At 71.4% G+C, this 16,607-nt stretch carries 15 protein-coding genes; 7 read left to right on the top strand and 8 right to left on the bottom strand.

Annotated elements, in window-relative coordinates:
* Nucleotides 1-71: 71 nt before the first annotated feature.
* From ACFRMN_RS30525 to mce, 3 genes are all read right to left on the bottom strand, one after another.
* On the bottom strand, nucleotides 72-1,010 hold the full coding sequence (locus tag ACFRMN_RS30525) for a cellulose-binding protein (protein WP_365752271.1): 939 nt from the start codon (nucleotides 1,008-1,010) through the stop codon (nucleotides 72-74).
* A 114-nt stretch (nucleotides 1,011-1,124) separates the two neighbouring features.
* A complete protein-coding gene (gene scy / locus ACFRMN_RS30520) occupies nucleotides 1,125-4,844 on the bottom strand; it encodes a polarized growth protein Scy (RefSeq protein ID WP_383025601.1) in 3,720 nt (1,239 codons plus the stop codon).
* 161 nt (nucleotides 4,845-5,005) lie between these two features.
* Nucleotides 5,006-5,434 carry a methylmalonyl-CoA epimerase gene (gene mce / locus ACFRMN_RS30515; protein ID WP_383025467.1) on the bottom strand — a complete coding sequence of 143 codons (429 nt, stop codon included), beginning with the start codon at nucleotides 5,432-5,434 and terminating at the stop codon, nucleotides 5,006-5,008.
* Between the two features lie 307 nt (nucleotides 5,435-5,741).
* Between mce and ACFRMN_RS30510 the strand changes: the two genes are divergently transcribed.
* From ACFRMN_RS30510 to ACFRMN_RS30500, 3 genes are all read left to right on the top strand, one after another.
* Nucleotides 5,742-6,941, top strand: coding sequence for an acetyl-CoA C-acetyltransferase (locus ACFRMN_RS30510; protein ID WP_383025463.1), 1,200 nt, complete (start codon nucleotides 5,742-5,744; stop codon nucleotides 6,939-6,941).
* Nucleotides 6,942-7,037: 96 nt separating this feature from the next.
* Entirely contained in the window at nucleotides 7,038-7,997 is a 960-nt protein-coding gene (meaB, locus tag ACFRMN_RS30505; protein ID WP_383025599.1) for a methylmalonyl Co-A mutase-associated GTPase MeaB, read from the top strand.
* A gap of 295 nt (nucleotides 7,998-8,292) precedes the next feature.
* The gene (locus ACFRMN_RS30500; RefSeq protein ID WP_383025460.1) at nucleotides 8,293-9,606 is read left to right on the top strand and encodes an MFS transporter; all 1,314 of its coding nucleotides are present in this window, start codon (nucleotides 8,293-8,295) and stop codon (nucleotides 9,604-9,606) included.
* A 12-nt stretch (nucleotides 9,607-9,618) separates the two neighbouring features.
* On the opposite strand, the gene ACFRMN_RS30495 is transcribed toward ACFRMN_RS30500, so the two are convergent.
* Nucleotides 9,619-10,386 (bottom strand): PepSY domain-containing protein, encoded by a 768-nt coding sequence (locus ACFRMN_RS30495; protein ID WP_383025457.1) that lies wholly within the window; start codon nucleotides 10,384-10,386, stop codon nucleotides 9,619-9,621.
* A 161-nt stretch (nucleotides 10,387-10,547) separates the two neighbouring features.
* Here ACFRMN_RS30495 and ACFRMN_RS30490 point away from each other — a divergent pair, with 161 nt between their 5' ends.
* The gene (locus ACFRMN_RS30490; RefSeq protein ID WP_383025454.1) at nucleotides 10,548-11,210 is read left to right on the top strand and encodes a response regulator transcription factor; all 663 of its coding nucleotides are present in this window, start codon (nucleotides 10,548-10,550) and stop codon (nucleotides 11,208-11,210) included.
* Nucleotides 11,207-12,835, top strand: coding sequence for a sensor histidine kinase (locus ACFRMN_RS30485; protein ID WP_383025451.1), 1,629 nt, complete (start codon nucleotides 11,207-11,209; stop codon nucleotides 12,833-12,835). The genes ACFRMN_RS30490 and ACFRMN_RS30485 overlap by 4 nt, the downstream gene beginning before the upstream one ends.
* A 119-nt stretch (nucleotides 12,836-12,954) precedes the next feature.
* Here the strand turns inward: ACFRMN_RS30485 and ACFRMN_RS30480 are convergent, their stop codons facing one another.
* The 4 genes from ACFRMN_RS30480 to ACFRMN_RS30465 all read right to left on the bottom strand — a co-directional run bounded on the left by ACFRMN_RS30480 (nucleotide 12,955) and on the right by ACFRMN_RS30465 (nucleotide 15,623).
* On the bottom strand, nucleotides 12,955-13,431 hold the full coding sequence (locus ACFRMN_RS30480; protein ID WP_383025448.1) for a MarR family winged helix-turn-helix transcriptional regulator: 477 nt from the start codon (nucleotides 13,429-13,431) through the stop codon (nucleotides 12,955-12,957).
* A 115-nt stretch (nucleotides 13,432-13,546) separates the two neighbouring features.
* On the bottom strand, nucleotides 13,547-14,338 hold the full coding sequence (locus tag ACFRMN_RS30475; RefSeq protein ID WP_383025446.1) for an AIM24 family protein: 792 nt from the start codon (nucleotides 14,336-14,338) through the stop codon (nucleotides 13,547-13,549).
* Nucleotides 14,335-14,985, bottom strand: coding sequence for an AIM24 family protein (locus ACFRMN_RS30470; RefSeq protein ID WP_383025443.1), 651 nt, complete (start codon nucleotides 14,983-14,985; stop codon nucleotides 14,335-14,337). The genes ACFRMN_RS30475 and ACFRMN_RS30470 overlap by 4 nt, the downstream gene beginning before the upstream one ends.
* Nucleotides 14,985-15,623 (bottom strand): AIM24 family protein, encoded by a 639-nt coding sequence (locus tag ACFRMN_RS30465; protein ID WP_383025440.1) that lies wholly within the window; start codon nucleotides 15,621-15,623, stop codon nucleotides 14,985-14,987. The genes ACFRMN_RS30470 and ACFRMN_RS30465 overlap by 1 nt, the downstream gene beginning before the upstream one ends.
* 235 nt (nucleotides 15,624-15,858) lie before the next feature.
* Between ACFRMN_RS30465 and ACFRMN_RS30460 the strand changes: the two genes are divergently transcribed.
* Together ACFRMN_RS30460 and ACFRMN_RS30455 are read left to right on the top strand one after the other, a co-directional pair.
* Nucleotides 15,859-16,203, top strand: coding sequence for a DUF3817 domain-containing protein (locus tag ACFRMN_RS30460; RefSeq protein WP_383025437.1), 345 nt, complete (start codon nucleotides 15,859-15,861; stop codon nucleotides 16,201-16,203).
* Entirely contained in the window at nucleotides 16,200-16,493 is a 294-nt protein-coding gene (locus ACFRMN_RS30455) for an MTH1187 family thiamine-binding protein (RefSeq protein ID WP_030351951.1), read from the top strand. The genes ACFRMN_RS30460 and ACFRMN_RS30455 overlap by 4 nt, the downstream gene beginning before the upstream one ends.
* Nucleotides 16,494-16,607 lie beyond the last annotated feature (114 nt).

The raw sequence follows: 16,607 nt of genomic DNA, 5'->3' as shown, positions 1-16,607 counted from the left end.
GGAGTGACGGGGGGCTTCGCGCGATCGTTATCCGATCGGAAAAGCGATGCCGACCGGGCGGCCGCCCTGGATCAGCGGGACTGCTGGGCCGGGACGCCGCGCGAGATCGGCTCGTCGTCGGCCGGGGAGCCGGCGGCGGCCACCGCGGCACCGGTCAGCGTGGCCAGCATCTCGCGGACGTTGGTCAGCTGGGCGTTGATCGAGTCGCGGCGGTTGGTGAGCGCCGCCAGCTCGCGCTCCGATTCGCTGCGGATCCGGTCGGCCTTGGCGTTCGCGTCCGCCACGATGTCCTCGGACTGACGCTGGGCCGTCTCGACGGTCTGACGCGCCCGGCGCTCCGCGTCCGTACGCAGCTTCTCGGCCTCCAGACGCAGCTGCTCGGCGCGGTGCTCGATCTCGGCCAGACGCTTCTCGGCCTTCGCCTGACGCGACGCCAGATCGCGCTCCGACTGCTCACGCCGCTTGGCGAGGTTCGTCTCGAAGTCCGCGGCGGCCTGGGCGGCCTTGGCGCGGGTCTCCTCGAAGAGCGCGTCGGCCTCCTCGCGCTTGGACTGCGCGTCCTTCTGCGCCTCCGAGCGCAGCGTGGCGGCGTCCCCCTTCGCCTTCTCGACGATACGGACGCCCTCGTCCTCGGCCTTCGCCTTGCGCTCCGAGGCGAACGACTCGGCGTCGTTGCGCACCTGCTGCGCGGCCGACTCGGCCAGCTCGCGGTGCTGTTCGGCCGCGCGGCGGGCCTCCTCGCGCAGGTCCTTCGCCTCCTCCTCGGCGAGGCGGAGGATCTTCTCGACGCGGGCGCCGAGGCCGGCGTACGACGGCTCCGCGTCGCTGACCTGGGCCTGAGCGTTCTGCGTTTCGAGGTGGAGCTCCTCGATGCGCTTTTCCAGAGAGGTGATGCGGGCCAGAGCACTGTCACGGTCGGCGACGAGTTTGGTAATGCGGTCGTCCACCTGACCGCGGTCGTAACCACGCCGCACGAGCTCGAAGCCGAATGGGGAGGAAGTGTCGCTCATGGGGTTCCTGTCGAATGAGACCGGTGAGGTGATAGGGGGAATCCTAGGGGCCGAAGCGGCGTGGCATCGAGCTGATGCGGGTTTGATATGGAGAATGTCCAGCCTTTTGAGTGGCTAGCCGTCGGAAGACTTGCCACTCGAACGGGTGGTCCCCGCCGCCGCACCCGCCTTGACGGGGTTGTCCTTCGCGGGCACGGCAGGTGCCTCGAATGACTCCAGCGCTTCGAGTACGTCCTGAACACGGGAGATCTCGGCCTGGATGTCCTCTCGTCTGCGGACCAGTACATCGAGTTCGCGTTTGCCCTCGTCGACTGTCTGTTTGGCCTGTTGGGCGGCGTCCGCACGCAGCTTTTCGGCTTCCCTGATGAGTTCGGCCTTCTTCAGCTCGGCTTCCTTGAGCAGCCCCTCGGCCTTCTTCACGGCGGCGATACGGACCTTGCTCGCCTCCGAATTGGCCTCGGACACCAGCTCCTTGGCCTTCGCCTCGGCCTCCGCGCGCTGCTCGTTGGCCGCCTTCATCAGGTTGTCGACACGCTCTCCCGCCGTTCTCAGCTGCTCGGACGTCTCGCGCCTGGCCCGCTCGTGCAGTTGCTCGATCTCGCCCTCGACCCGCACGCGCAACTCCTCGGCCCGGTCCCGGACGGCCGTCGCGTCCCGGCGCGCTCCGACGAGCAGTTCGTCCGCGTCCGTACGGGCCCTCTCCACCAGGGAGTTGCCCTCGACGGTGGCCTCCGCGGTGATACGGCCCGCCTCCTTGCGGGCGGCCCCCACCATCGTATCGGCCTGTGTCTCGGCCTCGGTGGCGGCCCGAAGCGCCTCTTCCTGGGCCTTGTTGATGAGCTGGTCGGCCTGTTCGGCGGCGTCCGCGCGGCGCTTGGCCGCGTCCTTGCGCGCCTCGTCCAGGAGCCAGTCCGTCTCCTCCTGGGCCTCGCTCCTGAGCCGTTCGGCAGCGGCCTCGGTCTCCCGCTTGAACTGCTCGGCCTCGGCCCGCAGCCGCTCGGCGGCCTGCTGCGCGGCGCCCACCGTCTCGGCGGCCTCCGCGCGCATCCGCTCGGCCTCGCTCGTGGCCTCCCCGATGAGCCGGTCGGCCTGGCCGGCGGCGTCGCGGCGCATCCGGTTGGCGTCCTCGCGGGCCTCGGCGCGGGCGCGGGACGCGTCCTGCTCCGCCGAGGCGAGCGAGTCCGACGCCTCGGTCCGTACCCGCTGCGCGTACTCGGCGGTGTCGGCGCGCAGCCGCTCCGCCTCCGCGATCGCCTCGCCGACCGTGCGCTCGGCGAGCACCTGCGCGGCGTCCGACTCCTCCTGCGCCCGGGCCCGGACCCGGTTGGCGTCCTCGGCGGCCCGCTCCCGCTCCGCGTACGCGTCCGCGCGTACCCGGTCGGCCTCCTCCTGCGCCTCGGTCTTCGTCCGCCCGGCCGCGTGCTCGGCCGCGGCCCGCAGCCCGGTGATCTCCTGCTCGGCCTGGTCCTGGAGACCGGCGACGGAGTCCCGTACCTGCTGGGCGGTCTGCTCGGCGGCGGCCACCAGCTCCGTGGCGCGGTAGTCCGCCTCCGAGACCAGCCGCTGCGCCTCGGTCTGGGCCTCCTCGACGCGGTTACGGGCCGAGGCGAGCAGTTCCTCGCTCTGCTCACGGGCCCGCTCGCGCTCCTGGTCGGCCTCCGCGCGGGCGGCCGTCAGCGTCTCCTCGGCCTCGCGGCGGCGGCGGGTCGCCTCCTCCTGCGCGGCGTCCAGCGCCTCGGCGGCCTCGGTGCCCACCCGCTCGGCCGCGGCGGCGGCCTCGGCCCTGATCCGGTCGGCGCTCTCCTGCGCCTCCGTCTTGAGCCGTTCCGCCTCCGTGGCCGCCTCGGAACGCAGCCGTACGGCCGCGGTCTCCGCCTCGGCACGGGACTGCGAGGCGTCGGCGGCGGCCTCGTCACGCAGCCGCTCCGCCTCCCGCTCGGCCTGTGCCTGGAGCGTACGGATCCGCTCGGCGGCCTCGGCGCGCAGCCGGTCGGTCTCCTCGGCGGCCTCCCGCCGGATCCGCTCGCTCTCCGCGCGGGCGTCGGTCAGCGCCTCCTCGGCGGAGGACAGCCGCTGCTCCGCCTCCGTGTGCAGCCGCGTCAGCTCGCCGGCGGCCTCGGCCTTACGGGACTCGACGCCCCGCTCGGTCTCCTCGCGCAGCTCGGCCGCGGCCTGCTCGGCGGCGGCCTTGGTGGCCTCGGCCTGCTCCTCGCCCTCGGCGCGCAGCCGCTCCGCCTCGGCGCGGGTGCGCTCCAGGGTCTCCTCGGCCTGCCGGCGCAGCGTCGTGGCGCGCTCGATGGCTTCGGTGCGTACCCGCTCGCTCTCGGTGGTGGCGCCGGAGCGCAGCTCGTCGGCGTCCGCCTTGGCCTTCGTCAGCAGTTCCTCGGCGGACCTGGCCGCCTCCTCGATCTGCTGGACGGCCTCGCGACGCGCCTCACCACGGATCCGCTCGCCCTCCGCGACCGCGTCGGCCCGCAGCTGCTCGGCCTCGCCGCGCAGCCTGCGCGCCTCCTCCTGGAGCTCGACCGTCTTGGCGCGGTACTCCTTGGTGTCGTCCTTGGCCGCGCCCTTGAGCTGGTCGGCCTGTTCCGCCGCCTCGCCGCGCAGCCGGTCCGCCTCGGCCTCGGCCTCGCGGCGGATCCGCTCGGCCTCCTCGCTCGCGGACTTGGTGGTGGCCTTCGCGTCGTCGGACGCCTTGGTCAGCACCTCCTCCGCGGTACGGGCCGCCTTGGCCAGCTGGGCCGCGGTGTCCTCGGCGGCGACCGTACGGGCCTTCTCGGCGGCCTCCGCGACCAGCTTCTCGGCCTGTGCGCGGGCGTCGGCGAGCGCCTGCTCGGCCTCGGCCTTGGTGGCCTCGGCCTCCTTCGTCGCCTCACCGACCAGCCGCGCGATCTCCGACTTGGCGGTACGGGTGCGCTGCTCGTTCTGCGACTCGGCGGCGGCCACCCGCTTGACCGCGGTCTCCTTGGCCTCCGCGGCGATCTTCTCCGCCTCGGCGCGGGCCTCCCGCAGCCGCTCCTGCGCCTCCTGCATCCGCTGCTCGGCCGCGCGGCCGAGCTCGGCGGAGTGCTGGCGGGCCTGGTCGGCCTCGGCGGTGGTGGACGTACGCAGCTGCTCGGCGTGGCTGGTGGCCTCCTGCGCCTGCGAGGAGGCGGCGTTCAGCAGCCGCTCGGCGTCCCTGCGGGCCCGCAGCAGGATCGCTTCCGCTTCCGAACGGGCGGCCTCGGAATCGGCGCCCAGCCGCCGCCGCGCCTCCTCGGTGACCCGGGCGGCCTCCGCGCGGGCCGCGGCCAGGGACTGCTCCGCCTCGGCGCGGGACTCGTCGAGCAGCCGCCTGGCCTGGGATTCGGTACGGGCCCGCAGCTGCTCGGCCCAGGCGACGTTCTCGTTGACATGCGACTCGACGGTCTGCCGGCGCTCCGCCAGCTCCTGGTCGAGCCGCTGCCTGCGCTGGACGGCCTCGGCGTGCAGCTCGGCCTGGAGCCTGGCCTGATGCTCGGCGTGCTCCTGGAGGATGCGCTGCGTCTGGGCGCGCGCGTCGCGCAGCTCGCGCTCGGCGTCCGCGCGCATCTGCTCCGCCTGCATCTGGGCGTTACGCAGGTGCTGTTCGGCCTGATAGCCGAGGTCCCCGCTGTCGTACGACGAGGGACGGGTCGCCAGCGTACGGCGTGCCTCGTGGAGCTTGGCGCGCAAGACCTCGACCTGGTAACCGAGGTCCTCGGCGTGCTGGACGGCCTTCTCCCGCGCGGTCTTCAGCCGGTCCATCTCGGCTTCGAACCGCGAGAGGTGGTCGTCGTCAGCTCGGTGGCTCTCCTGGCGTTCGTAGCCCCGCACTGCGCGGTCCCATCCGTCCCCTGGTCGCAACTGCCCAATTGTGAGCACCGTTCGCGGCGAACGGCCCCCCGGGGAATGGTGACAGATCTACGGCAGGGGCGCGGCCCCGGCCCGGCCCCGGCCCGGAGCGCCCCACTCTACCGGGCCGGGAATCCTTAAGGTCAGTGCTCCGGACGGGAGGTGACCAGTTCCGTGAGTACGCCGTGGCAGTCCTTGGGGTGGAGGAACGTGATGCGGGAGCCCATGGAGCCCGTGCGCGGCTCGTCGTACAGAACGCGTACCCCCTTGTCACGGACCGACTGGGCGTCACCGTCGACATCCGCCGTACCGAACGCGATGTGGTGAACACCCTCGCCGTTCTTCGCCAGCCATTTCCCGACGGCCGAATCCTCCCGGATGGGTTCGAGGAGCTGGAGGTACGAAGCCCCGCCGTCGGACGTCTCGTTGATCTTGAGCATGGCCTCCCGGACGCCCTGCTCCTCGTTGACCTCGGTGTGGAAGACCTCGAAGCCGTAGGTCGCCCGATAGAACTCGACGGTCTTGTCGAGATCGAAGCAGGCGATTCCGATGTGGTCGATTCGCGTCAGCATGGGGACAGTGCAGCGGTACCGCGATGATTACGCAACGTGCGCGCGATCACACGCGCTGCCTGGTGACCCGTGGAAGAACCGCTCAGTACATTGAAAGTAAGAGGCCGCGGGGATAGGTGGGGTGGAGGAAGGAGCGGGTCGAGGGGCAAGCCCGGCAAGGCGGAGGAGGGAGGCGCGGCGGAGCCGCGGCGACCGACGACAACGCCGCCGGGCGCCGCCCCTCGGCACGCGACGCCGCCCCACCTATTCGCGCGGCCTCTCAACCCTCGTTCACTCCTCAAGCAGTACGCAAAGGGGATCGCGTCTCATGTCGGATACGAACACCACCACGTCTGTGATCGTCGCGGGCGCCCGCACCCCCATGGGGCGGCTCCTGGGCTCGCTGAAGTCCTTCTCCGGCGCGGAGCTGGGCGGCTTCGCGATCAAGGCGGCGCTGGACCGGGCCGGGATCAGCGGCGACCAGGTGCAGTACGTGATCATGGGCCAGGTGCTCCAGGCCGGGGCGGGGCAGATCCCGGCACGTCAGGCCGCGGTCAAGGGCGGCATCCCGATGAGCGTCCCCGCGCTCACCGTCAACAAGGTCTGCCTTTCCGGACTCGACGCGATCGCGCTGGCCGACCAGCTGATCCGAGCGGGCGAGTTCGAGGTGGTGGTCGCGGGCGGCCAGGAGTCGATGACCAACGCCCCGCACCTGCTCCCCAAGTCCCGTGAGGGCTACAAGTACGGCGCCGTGGAGATGCTTGACTCCATGGCGTACGACGGGCTGACCGACTCGTTCGAGGACATCGCCATGGGCGCCTCGACGGAGAAGCACAACACCCGGCTGGGCATCGCGCGCGCCCCGCAGGACGAGTTCGGCGCGCTCTCCCACCAGCGGGCCGCCGCGGCGCGGAAGAACGGTGTCTTCGAGGCCGAGATCACGCCGGTGGAGATCCCGCAGCGCAAGGGCGACCCGGTGCTCTTCTCGCAGGACGAGGGCATCCGCGCCGAGACGACCGTGGAGTCCCTGGCCAAGCTGCGGCCCGCGTTCGCCAAGGACGGCACGATCACGGCCGGCACGTCCTCGCAGATCTCCGACGGCGCGGCCGCGGTCGTGGTGATGAGCAAGACCAAGGCCCAGGAGCTGGGTCTTGAGTGGATCGCGGAGATCGGCGCGCACGGCAATGTGGCGGGCCCGGACAACTCGCTCCAGTCCCAGCCGTCGCACGCGATCCAGCACGCCCTGAAGAAGGAGGGCATCGGCGTCGAGGACCTTGACCTCATCGAGATCAACGAGGCGTTCGCGGCCGTCGCGGTGCAGTCAATGAAGGACCTCGGGGTTTCCCCGGAAAAGGTGAATGTGAACGGCGGTGCGATCGCCCTCGGGCACCCGATCGGCATGTCGGGCGCCCGGCTCGTCCTCCATCTCGCGCTGGAGCTGAAGCGGCGCGGCGGCGGGACCGGCGCGGCGGCGCTGTGCGGCGGCGGCGGCCAGGGTGACGCGCTGATCCTGCGCGTGGCCAAGTAGCCGAGCGGCCGAGCGGCCGAGGAGCGACGAAGCGGTGCGGGCGCGGGTACGCGTACGGATACGGATACGGATACGGATCGAAGGAACGGAGCTGTGATGCAGGACGTCCCCGAGCTGGTGGCTCAGGCGCGGGAGGGCCGGCCGCGGGCCGTGGCCCGGCTGATCTCACTGGTCGAGGGGGCGTCCCCGCAGCTGCGCGAGGTGATGGCCGCGCTGGCACCGCTCGCGGGCAACGCGTATGTCATCGGGGTGACCGGATCACCCGGTGTCGGCAAGTCGACCTCGACCTCCGCGCTGGTCTCCGCGTACCGCAGGGCGGGCAAGCGGGTCGCGGTCCTGGCCGTCGACCCCTCGTCCCCCTTCTCCGGCGGAGCGCTGCTCGGCGACCGCGTGCGGATGTCCGAGCACGCCTCCGACCCCGGCGTCTACATCCGCTCCATGGCCACCCGCGGCCATCTCGGCGGACTGGCCTGGGCCGCCCCGCAGGCGATCCGGGTGCTGGACGCGGCGGGCTGCGACGTGATCCTGGTGGAGACCGTCGGGGTCGGCCAGTCCGAGGTCGAGATCGCCTCCCAGGCCGACACCTCCGTGGTGCTGCTCGCGCCCGGCATGGGCGACGGCATCCAGGCGGCCAAGGCCGGGATCCTGGAGATCGGCGATGTGTACGTGGTCAACAAGGCGGACCGCGACGGCGCCGACGCGACCGCCCGTGAGCTCAACCACATGCTGGGCCTCGGCGAGTCCCGGGGCCCCGGCGACTGGCGGCCGCCCATCGTCAAGACCGTCGCCGCGCGGGGTGAGGGCATCGACGAGGTGGTGGAGGCCCTGGAGAAGCACCGTGCCTGGCTGGAGGAGCACGGCGCCCTCACCCGGCGCCGCGCCCGCCGCGCCGCGCATGAGGTGGAGACCATCGCCGTCACCACGCTCCGCCGGCGTATCGGCGATCTGCACGGCGACCGGCGGCTGGGCGCGCTGGCGGAGCGGATCGTGGCGGGGGAACTGGACCCGTACACGGCGGCGGACGAACTGGTGGCGGGCCTGACGGACGGGGCGTGAGGGACGGGGCGTGAGGGACGAGGCGTGAGGGACGAGGCGTGAGGGACGGGGCGTAATAAACCGGGCTTGGCGGACCGGGTTTGACGGACCGGGCTTGGCGGACCGGGTCCGACGCTCGCGACGGTTCGGGAAAGCACCGTCAACTCGCCCTGCTAGCTTGGGGCGCGTGTTCCTCCTCCGTGCATAGGACTCCTCGGCGACCGCGACGGCTGATCCCGACCCGTCGCGGCCCTCCGGTGTCCCTGTACGGCCGCGGCGCCCGGTCTCGCGCCGCCCTCTCCGAGGAACCTCTTCCATGTCTTCGTACGCCGCTGTCCTGCGGACCCCGCATGCCGCGCGCGCCTTCGGCGCCGCCCTGCTCGGCCGGCTCTCCTACGGGACGGTCCCGCTCTCCCTCGTGCTGGCGGTGAAGGACGCCTCGGGCTCCTTCGCCGTGGCCGGCACCGCCATGGCGCTGTTCAGCGCGACCAGCGTCCTTCTCTCGCCCGCGCGGGCCGCACTGATCGACCGGTACGGTCCACGCCGGGCGCTCGTGCCGATGGCCGCCCTGTACGCCGTACTGCTCGCCGTGCTCGCTTTTGTCACCCGGGAGCCCGCCGGGCAGGGCGGAGCGGGCACCTCGGGCGCCCTGCTGGGCGTGCTCGCCGCCCTCGCCGGGGCCTGTACGCCGCCCCTCGGCCCCACGATGCGGACGCTGTGGGGGCAACTCCTGCCTGACCGGCGGATGTTGCAGCGTGCGTACAGCCTCGACGGCGTCGCCGAGGAACTGCTCTTCGTCGCCGGTCCGCTGCTGGTCGGCGTGCTGGTGGCGTACGCGGATCCGGCGGCCGGAGTCGCGGCCGGTGCCGTGCTCGTGCTGGTGGGGACCGTCGGGCTCGCCCTGTCGCCCATCCCGTTCCCGGTGCGGACGGCGGAATCCGGCCCCGTACGGAGGAAGGACGGACGGAAGCGTGCGCCGGGCTCCGGGCCGCGCGGTCTCCGGCAGCCGGTACTGGCCGCCGCCGGGGTCGGACTCTGTCTCGGCGGGCTCGATCTGCTGGCGATCGCCTTCACCGAGGAACAGCACCGGCCAGGGGCGGTGGCCTGGGTGCTGGCCGCGCTCTCGGCGGGCAGCGCGGTCGGCGGTCTGGCGAACGGCGCCATCTCCTGGCGGTCTGCCGCCCGGACGAGGCTCGCCGTGATCTGCGCGGCCCTCGGCGTCTCGCTGGCGGCGGCCGGGCTCGCGCCGAACGTGTACGCGCTCGGCGCGGCGGCGGCCGTGGCGGGGCTGTTCGTCGCCCCGGCGCTGACCACCGCCTATCTGATCGCGGACGAGGCCGCCGCCCCCGGTGCCCGTACGCGGGCCGGTGCCTGGGTCAACACGGCGGTGAACGCGGGGAGTTCCGGCGGTACGGCCCTTATCGGGCTGCTGGTGGGACGGCTGCCGCTCGCTCTCTGCTTCGTGATCGTGGCCGTACCGGCGCTGCTCTGCGCGGCCATGGCGCCGCGCACGCCGCGCACCACGAACCGCCCGGCCGAGGTGGCCGGGCGGCATGCGGGTGACCGCGCCGGTGAGGCGTCCGAGTCGGCTCAGCCGTCCCAGGCGTCCCAGCGGTCCCCGTCGTCGTAGCGGGCGGTCGGCTCAGTCGTCGTAACGGTCGTCGTCGTGGTCGTCCCGGTCGTCGCGGCCGTCGTCGCCACCGCGGTCGTCCTGGCTGTCGTCGTCGCTGTCCACCGTGACCTCGCCGGTCTTGGCGTGGACGTGCAGCTCGTGCGTACGGCCGTCCTCGCCCCGTACATCGATCTCCCAGCCGCCGTTGTCGTCGTCGATCTCGGCGGCGGTCACCGTCCCGGGTACGGAGGCGAGGGCGGCGGCCGTCGCGCGCTGGACGTCCACCGAGGCGGCGCGCGACGCGGCCCGGTCGTCGCCGTGGTCGTCGTCGCCGTCGTTCCCGTCGTCGTCGCGGTCCACCCGCACCGTGCCGGTGGCCGCGTCCACCCGCAGTTCGTACCGGCGGTTGTCCTTGCCGAACAGGTCGATCTCCCAGTGACGGTCGCCGTCGTCGTCCCGCTCGACGGAGGTCACGGCGCCCGGGTACTCCTTCAGGGCCGCGGCGGCGGCCTCGCTCGCGGTCAGACCCGTACCGCTCCCGGCGGCGGGCCGCGGCTGCACCGGCGCGCGGTCGTCCTTCCCGACGTCCTTCCCGACGTCCTTCCCGTCGTCCTGGGAGTCGTCCAGGATGTCGTTCCCGGAGTCGTCCGACACCGTACCCAGCTTCGCGACCGGCGTGGGCAGCGTCGCCGTACCCGTACCCCGGCCGTCGTCGCCTCCCATGGCGACCGCCGTGTAGGTGCCGCCGCCGATCAGTGCCGCCATGGTGATCGCCGCGATGGCGAGATTGCGCTTCATGAAGGGTCCTCCCCGAATCGGTCCGTGCAGTCGGTGCAGTCGGTGCAGTTCATGCGGTCCGTGTGGTTCGTGTGGAACGACTTCAATGTGGCGGAGGGAAGCTGAAGCCAGCCTGAAGCCACCTGAAGTGATCTTCAGGTTCCGTTTGGGAAGCTGGGGCCATGCGTTTGTTGATCGTGGAGGACGAGAAGCGGCTCGCGGTGTCGCTCGCCAAGGGGCTGCGGGCCGAGGGCTTCGCCGTCGATGTCGTTCACGACGGCCTCGAAGGACTGCACCGGGCGGGCGAGGGCGTGTACGACCTGGTCGTGCTCGACATCATGCTGCCCGGCATGAACGGCTACCGCGTCTGTGCCGCCCTGCGCGCGGCCGGTCATGACGTACCGATCCTGATGCTCACCGCGAAGGACGGCGAGTACGACGAGGCTGAGGGGCTGGACACCGGCGCGGACGACTATCTGACCAAGCCGTTCTCGTACGTCGTACTCGTCGCCCGGGTCAAGGCCCTGCTGCGCCGCCGCGGTTCGTCCGGCGCCTCGCCGGTGCTGCGGATCGGGGGCCTCAGCATCGACACCGCCGCCCGCCGGGTCTTCCGGGACGGGACCGAAGTGGCGCTCACCGCGAAGGAGTTCGCGGTGCTTGAGCAACTGGCGGTCCGGGCCGGTGAGGTGGTCGGAAAACCGGAGATCCTGGAGCATGTCTGGGACTTCGCCTATGACGGCGACCCCAACATCATCGAGGTCTATGTCAGCGCCCTGCGGCGCAAGCTGGGCGCCGCGGCCATCCAGACGGTGCGCGGCGCCGGCTACCGGCTGGTCGCGTCATGAGCGTGGGCAGACGCCGGTTCGCGTCCTCCGTACGGGCCAGGGCCTCGCTCGGCGCGACGGCCGTCGTGGCGGTCGCGCTGGTGGCCGCCGGGATCGCGGTCGTCCTCTCGCTCCGCTCGAACCTCACCGACCAGGCCGACCGGGGCGCCGACTCGGCGGCCCGCGAAGTCGCCCTGGACATCGCGTCTCTGGTGCCCGACCAGGCGTCGTACGCCGGGCTCGACCTACAGGACAACGCCGAACACCCCGTACAGGTGACCGACGAGGGCGGCAGGCTGCTCGCGGCGACCAAGGACCTCCGGAGGATCAGTGGTACGGGGGTGTCCGCGGTGACTCCCGTGAAGAGCCCCGCACCCGGGACGACCGCCACCCCCGGTGATGACGACAACAGCACCGACGACAGCACCACCGACGGCGACAGTGCCGACGACAGCGGCGCGGACGACAGCGGCGCGGACGACAACGGGGGTGACGACAACGGGGGCGACGACGACAGGAGTGGTGACGACGACCCCGCGGTCGGCGAGATCAGCGACCGCTCCTCCTACACCGACGGCAGCGCGACGGTCGACGGCAAGACCGGTGACTACCGTTTCGCCGCCGTCGAGGTGACCGACCGCGCGGGCGAGACGGTCGTCGTCCACGCGGGCGCCTCGCTCGCGGACCGGCAGACCGCGGTCAACACGACCACCGTCTCCATGCTGCTGGGGCTCCCTGTCCTGCTGCTGGTCGTCGGGGGAGTCATCTGGCTGGTGACCCGGCGGGCGTTCCGGCCCGTGGAGGGCATCCGGCGCGAGATGGCGGCCATCACCGCCTCGACGGATCTCTCCCGCCGGGTGCCCGAGCCCGACTCGGACGACGAGGTGGCCAGGCTGGCCCGTACGACCAACGAGACGCTCACCGCGCTGGAAGCCGCCGTGGAGCGGCAGCGCCGCTTCGTCGCGGACGCCTCGCACGAACTGCGCAGCCCCATCGCCTCGCTCCGTACTCAGCTCGAAGTGGGCGACGCCCACCCGGAGTTGCTGGATGTGCCGGGTGCGGTCGCGGACACCGTACGGCTCCAGCAACTCGCCGCGGATCTGCTGCTGCTGGCCCGGCTGGACGCGGGGGAGCGGCCGGGCCGGGCACGGTTCGAGCTGGGCGCGATGGTCCGCGAGGAGGTCTCGCAGCGGACCGCGGACCGAGTCCCGGTCACGCTCGATGTCCGGCCGGGGCTGGAAGTGGCCGGATCACGCGGTCAGTTGGCCCGGGTGCTGGGGAATCTCCTCGACAACGCCCAGCGGCACACGCACGCCTCGGTCACCGCGTCCGTGTACCGGTCGGGCGATCAGGTGGTGCTCGCGGTGGCCGACGACGGCTCCGGGGTGCCGGAGGCGGAGCGCGAGCGGATCTTCGAGCGGTTCGTACGGCTCGACGACGCGCGCAGCCGGGACGACGGCGGCGCCGGTCTCGGGCTGGCCATCGCGCGCGATGTGGCCGCGCGCCACGACGGCACGCTCACGGTCGGCCGGGCTCAGGAGGGCGGCGCCCGGTTCGAACTGCGCCTGCCCCGGGCGGACGGCGCGAGTCCCGACAGCACCGACGCCGCCCCGGGTACCGGCTCAGGCACCGGCACCGGCGCCTGAGCCGGGAGCAACAGGCGAGCAGTCAGGCAGCCGAGCGACGCGGCAGCCGAGCGATGAGGAACCGAGCGACGCGGCAGCGGCAGCCGAGCCCTTGACCGGGGCCCGGCGACCACCCCGTATCAGATCTTGCCGCGCCGTCCGCGCAGCTGCTCGGCCACCGGCGTCAGCGACTCCCGCAGCTCCGCCAGCGCCTCGGGCGTGAGCAGATCGATGAAGTGCTTCCGTACGGACGCGACATGGTGCGGCGCGACCTTCTGCATGGTCTCCATCCCCTGGTCCGTGAGGACCGCGTAGAGCCCGCGCCGGTCGGACTCGCAGTTCTCCCGGCGGACCAGCCCCGCGGTCTCCATCCTGGTGATCTGATGGGAGAGCCGGCTCTTGGACTGGAGCGTGGTGGTCGCGAGGTCACTCATCCGCATGCGCCGCTCCGCCGACTCCGAGAGATTCACCAGGATCTCGTAGTCGTTCATGGTCAGGCCGAACGGCTGAAGGTCTTTCTCCAGCTGGTGCGTCAGCAGTTTGTTGACATCCAGATGGGTGCGCCAGGCGCACTGCTCCGCGTCGGTCAGCCAGGGGGTGGCGGGTTCGGTCTCCATGTATGGATTCTACCTAAGAAGTTGAAATCTGTACGAAGCCTCCGGGTGTGACCCCGCGCACCCGATCACCGGCCGGGGGCGCAGGCGTTCGACGTCACACTCCGCAGACTACCGCTCACAGCCCGAAGCGACGCTGGAGATCGCCAAGCTGCCCCGGCATCCGGGGCGTGGACCCCTGTGACCCCTGATGTCCGGAGTGCCCCGAGGACCCACCGGCGCCCGGCACTCCGGGCTCCGAGGTGACCGCGCCCAACGGCTGTTCCGCCATCAGCAGTTCCGTCGACTGCAACAGCACCGTCCCGGCCCCGACGAACTCGAATTGGTGCTCCTCGCCCGACGTGCCGCCGATCCCCGTCAACGACCTGATCCCGCCCAGCACTCCGGACATATAACCATGATCGTAGTGGTGGCAGGGGGACGGGCAGTCCGCCCAGCCCACCAGCGCCTGCGGATCCACCCGTAGCGGCGGCTCCATGAAGATCACCGGCCCGTTGGACGCCGCCACGAACTTCCCCGTACCGATCAGCGTCAGAAAACCCGGCACGATCGACTGCTTCAGCGCCAGCGTCGGCTGGTACGCCAGCAGATTCCCGGACCGGATCGTCAGATTGCCGTCCTCCAGATCGAACGAGTTGACGTCGAAGGCGCGGTCGGCGAGCAGCATCTTGCCGCTGCCCTCCGCCACCACCCAGTCACTGGCGTGCAGCGGTGAGTGGAAGCTCGTACGCACCAGCCGCTCGAACCGGCCATGGCCGATGCCGTCGAAGTTGATCTGCCCGTAGTAGGCGATCATCTTCCCCTTCTGCAGGAACCACTGGCTCCCCTTCAACTCCACACAGAAGGTGTACGCGTTGACGTTGTCGTCGCTCGGCAGCGTCATCGGGTCATGGATCACGGGCGCGCTCACAGCTTCTCCTCCGACGCCTGGACGTACACCGCGCCGCTGCCGCTCAGCTCCAGCTGGAAGGCCTCGCCGGAACCGCGCCCGACCATGTCGCGCCAGCCGAGCGCCGTGGACAGCTTGTTCCGTACGTCGCCGTGGTGCGCGACATACGCCTGCGGGTCCACATGGACCTCCCTGCCCGGGGTGATGGGCACCTCGATCACCCCGCCGTGCGCCATCACCGCGACCGCGCCATGGCCCTTGAGGGTGGTGGTGAACAGGCCCTGGCCGGTCACCTGTCCGCGCACCATGCCCATGACCCCGCCCTGCGAGCCCATGAACATCGTGCCCTGCTGGAGGGTGCCGTCGAAGGCGAGCAGCCGGTCCGCCTCCACATGCAGGGTGTCGCCCGCCAGATTGATGACCTGGATGTGATGGCCGCCATGGCCGAACATGACCGTCCCGCTCCCCTCGACCGTCATCAGCGGGGTCGCCTCATTGGCGACCCGCCGTCCGATCATGGACATCAGACCGCCCTGGCCGCCCTGGATGTTGGGGGTGAAGCTGACCTCGCCGCGGTACGCGAGCATCGCACCGCGCTGGCTGAACATCTTCTGGCCGGGCAGGAGCGTCGCCTCGACCATCTTCGAGTTGACCTCACGGAACGGCATCAGACATCGCCCCCGATCGTGTTCCGCTCGCTGGGCTGTACGTAGACGAGGCCGTCGCCCTCGAAACGGATCTGGAAGGACTCGCCCGAGCCCTCGCCCATGAACGTACGGAAGTTGACGCCGGACTGGAACTTCTGCTGGAGGTTGCCCTGGTGCGCGACATAGGCACCGGGGTCGACGTAGAGCGGGTACTGCGGGGTCACCCGCAGGATCACCGCCTCACCGTCCGACATGATCGCGGCCTGGCCCATGCCCTCCACGGTGGTCGTGAACAGGCCGGTCCCGGCCGCCCCGCCCCGCAGGCCGGTGAACGACGTGCCGGTACGCAGCCCCGCGTCCGCGCACAGCAGATTGCTCGCCTCGACGAAGAGCTTGTCGCCGTGCAGCGAGACAAGACTGATCTCACTCGCGCGGTCGGCGAAGTAGCAGGTGCCCTGACCCTTCACCTCCATCACGGTCATCTGTTCGCCGGTGAGCCGGCGGGTCACCATCCCGCGCAGACCCTCACCGCCGCCGGTCATCTTCTTGAACGCCATCCGGCCGTCGTACGCGACCATCGAGCCGTTCTTCGCCTTGACGGCGTCGCCGGTCATGTCGACGGCGAGCACCTTGCTGCCTTGCAGTCGGAACTGAGCCACGGATCGAAGGTAACGGGCGGCACTGACAGGAACCAGGGCCCATGGCCCGCGATCGCCCCCGACCGGCCCCAGAAGCGGCCCCGACCGGCCCCAGAAGCTCCCCCGGCCCGACGCCGACACGCTCCCCACCCGGACCCTGATAACGGTCGGGCAAAGCCGTGCTGCCACAATGAGAGCGCGCTTGTGCACACATTCACAAGATCACGTCTGCCCCCGATGCCGAAGGTGCCTCCCCGTGGACATCAAGACCGCCTCCTCCCTCCATCGCCTCCGCCTGGTCTCCGCCCCGGAGGCCGTGTCGTTCCTGCTGCTCCTCGTCTGCTCGGTGCTCAAGCGCACGACGGACTTCAACGCGGTCCCCGTGATGGGCGCCGTCCACGGGCTGCTCTTCGTGCTGTACGTGCTCTTCTGGCTGGACGCCTGGAACCGCACCAAGTGGTCCTTCGGCACCGCGGCCCTCTACTTCGTCCTCTCCGTGCTGCCGACCGGTGGCTTCTTCGCCGAGCGCAAGCTCAAGCGCGCCGCCGACGACGCGGTCATCGCCTCCCGCGCGCGCCGCGAGGGTACGGTGAGCGCATGATCGTCGCTTTCTCGGTGAGCCCGCTGGGTGTGGGGGAGGACGTCGGCGAGTACGTCGCCGACGCCGTCCGTGTCGTCCGCGAGTCCGGGCTGCCCAACCGTACGGACGCCATGTTCACCTCGGTCGAGGGCGAGTGGGACGAGGTGATGGACGTCGTCAAACGGGCCGTCGCCGCGGTCGAGGCCCGCGCCGGGCGGGTCTCGCTCGTCCTCAAGGCCGACATCCGGCCGGGGGTCACGGACGGTCTCACCTCGAAGGTCGAGACGGTGGAGCGCTACCTCGCCGGCTGAGCCGTACGCGGTAACCTCCGCACCGAGTACCGCTCGCACGGACGCCTCAAGTCGACACGCCGGTGAATGTCCCCTTCTGTGGGGATATCAATCTGGTGCGACAGCTGGAGGCAT

The organism is Streptomyces sp. NPDC056835, from assembly GCF_042789485.1.
Lineage (GTDB): Bacteria > Actinomycetota > Actinomycetes > Streptomycetales > Streptomycetaceae > Streptomyces.
Note: the sequence above shows the minus strand (reverse complement) of the source record. Positions and strands in the feature narration are given on the sequence as shown.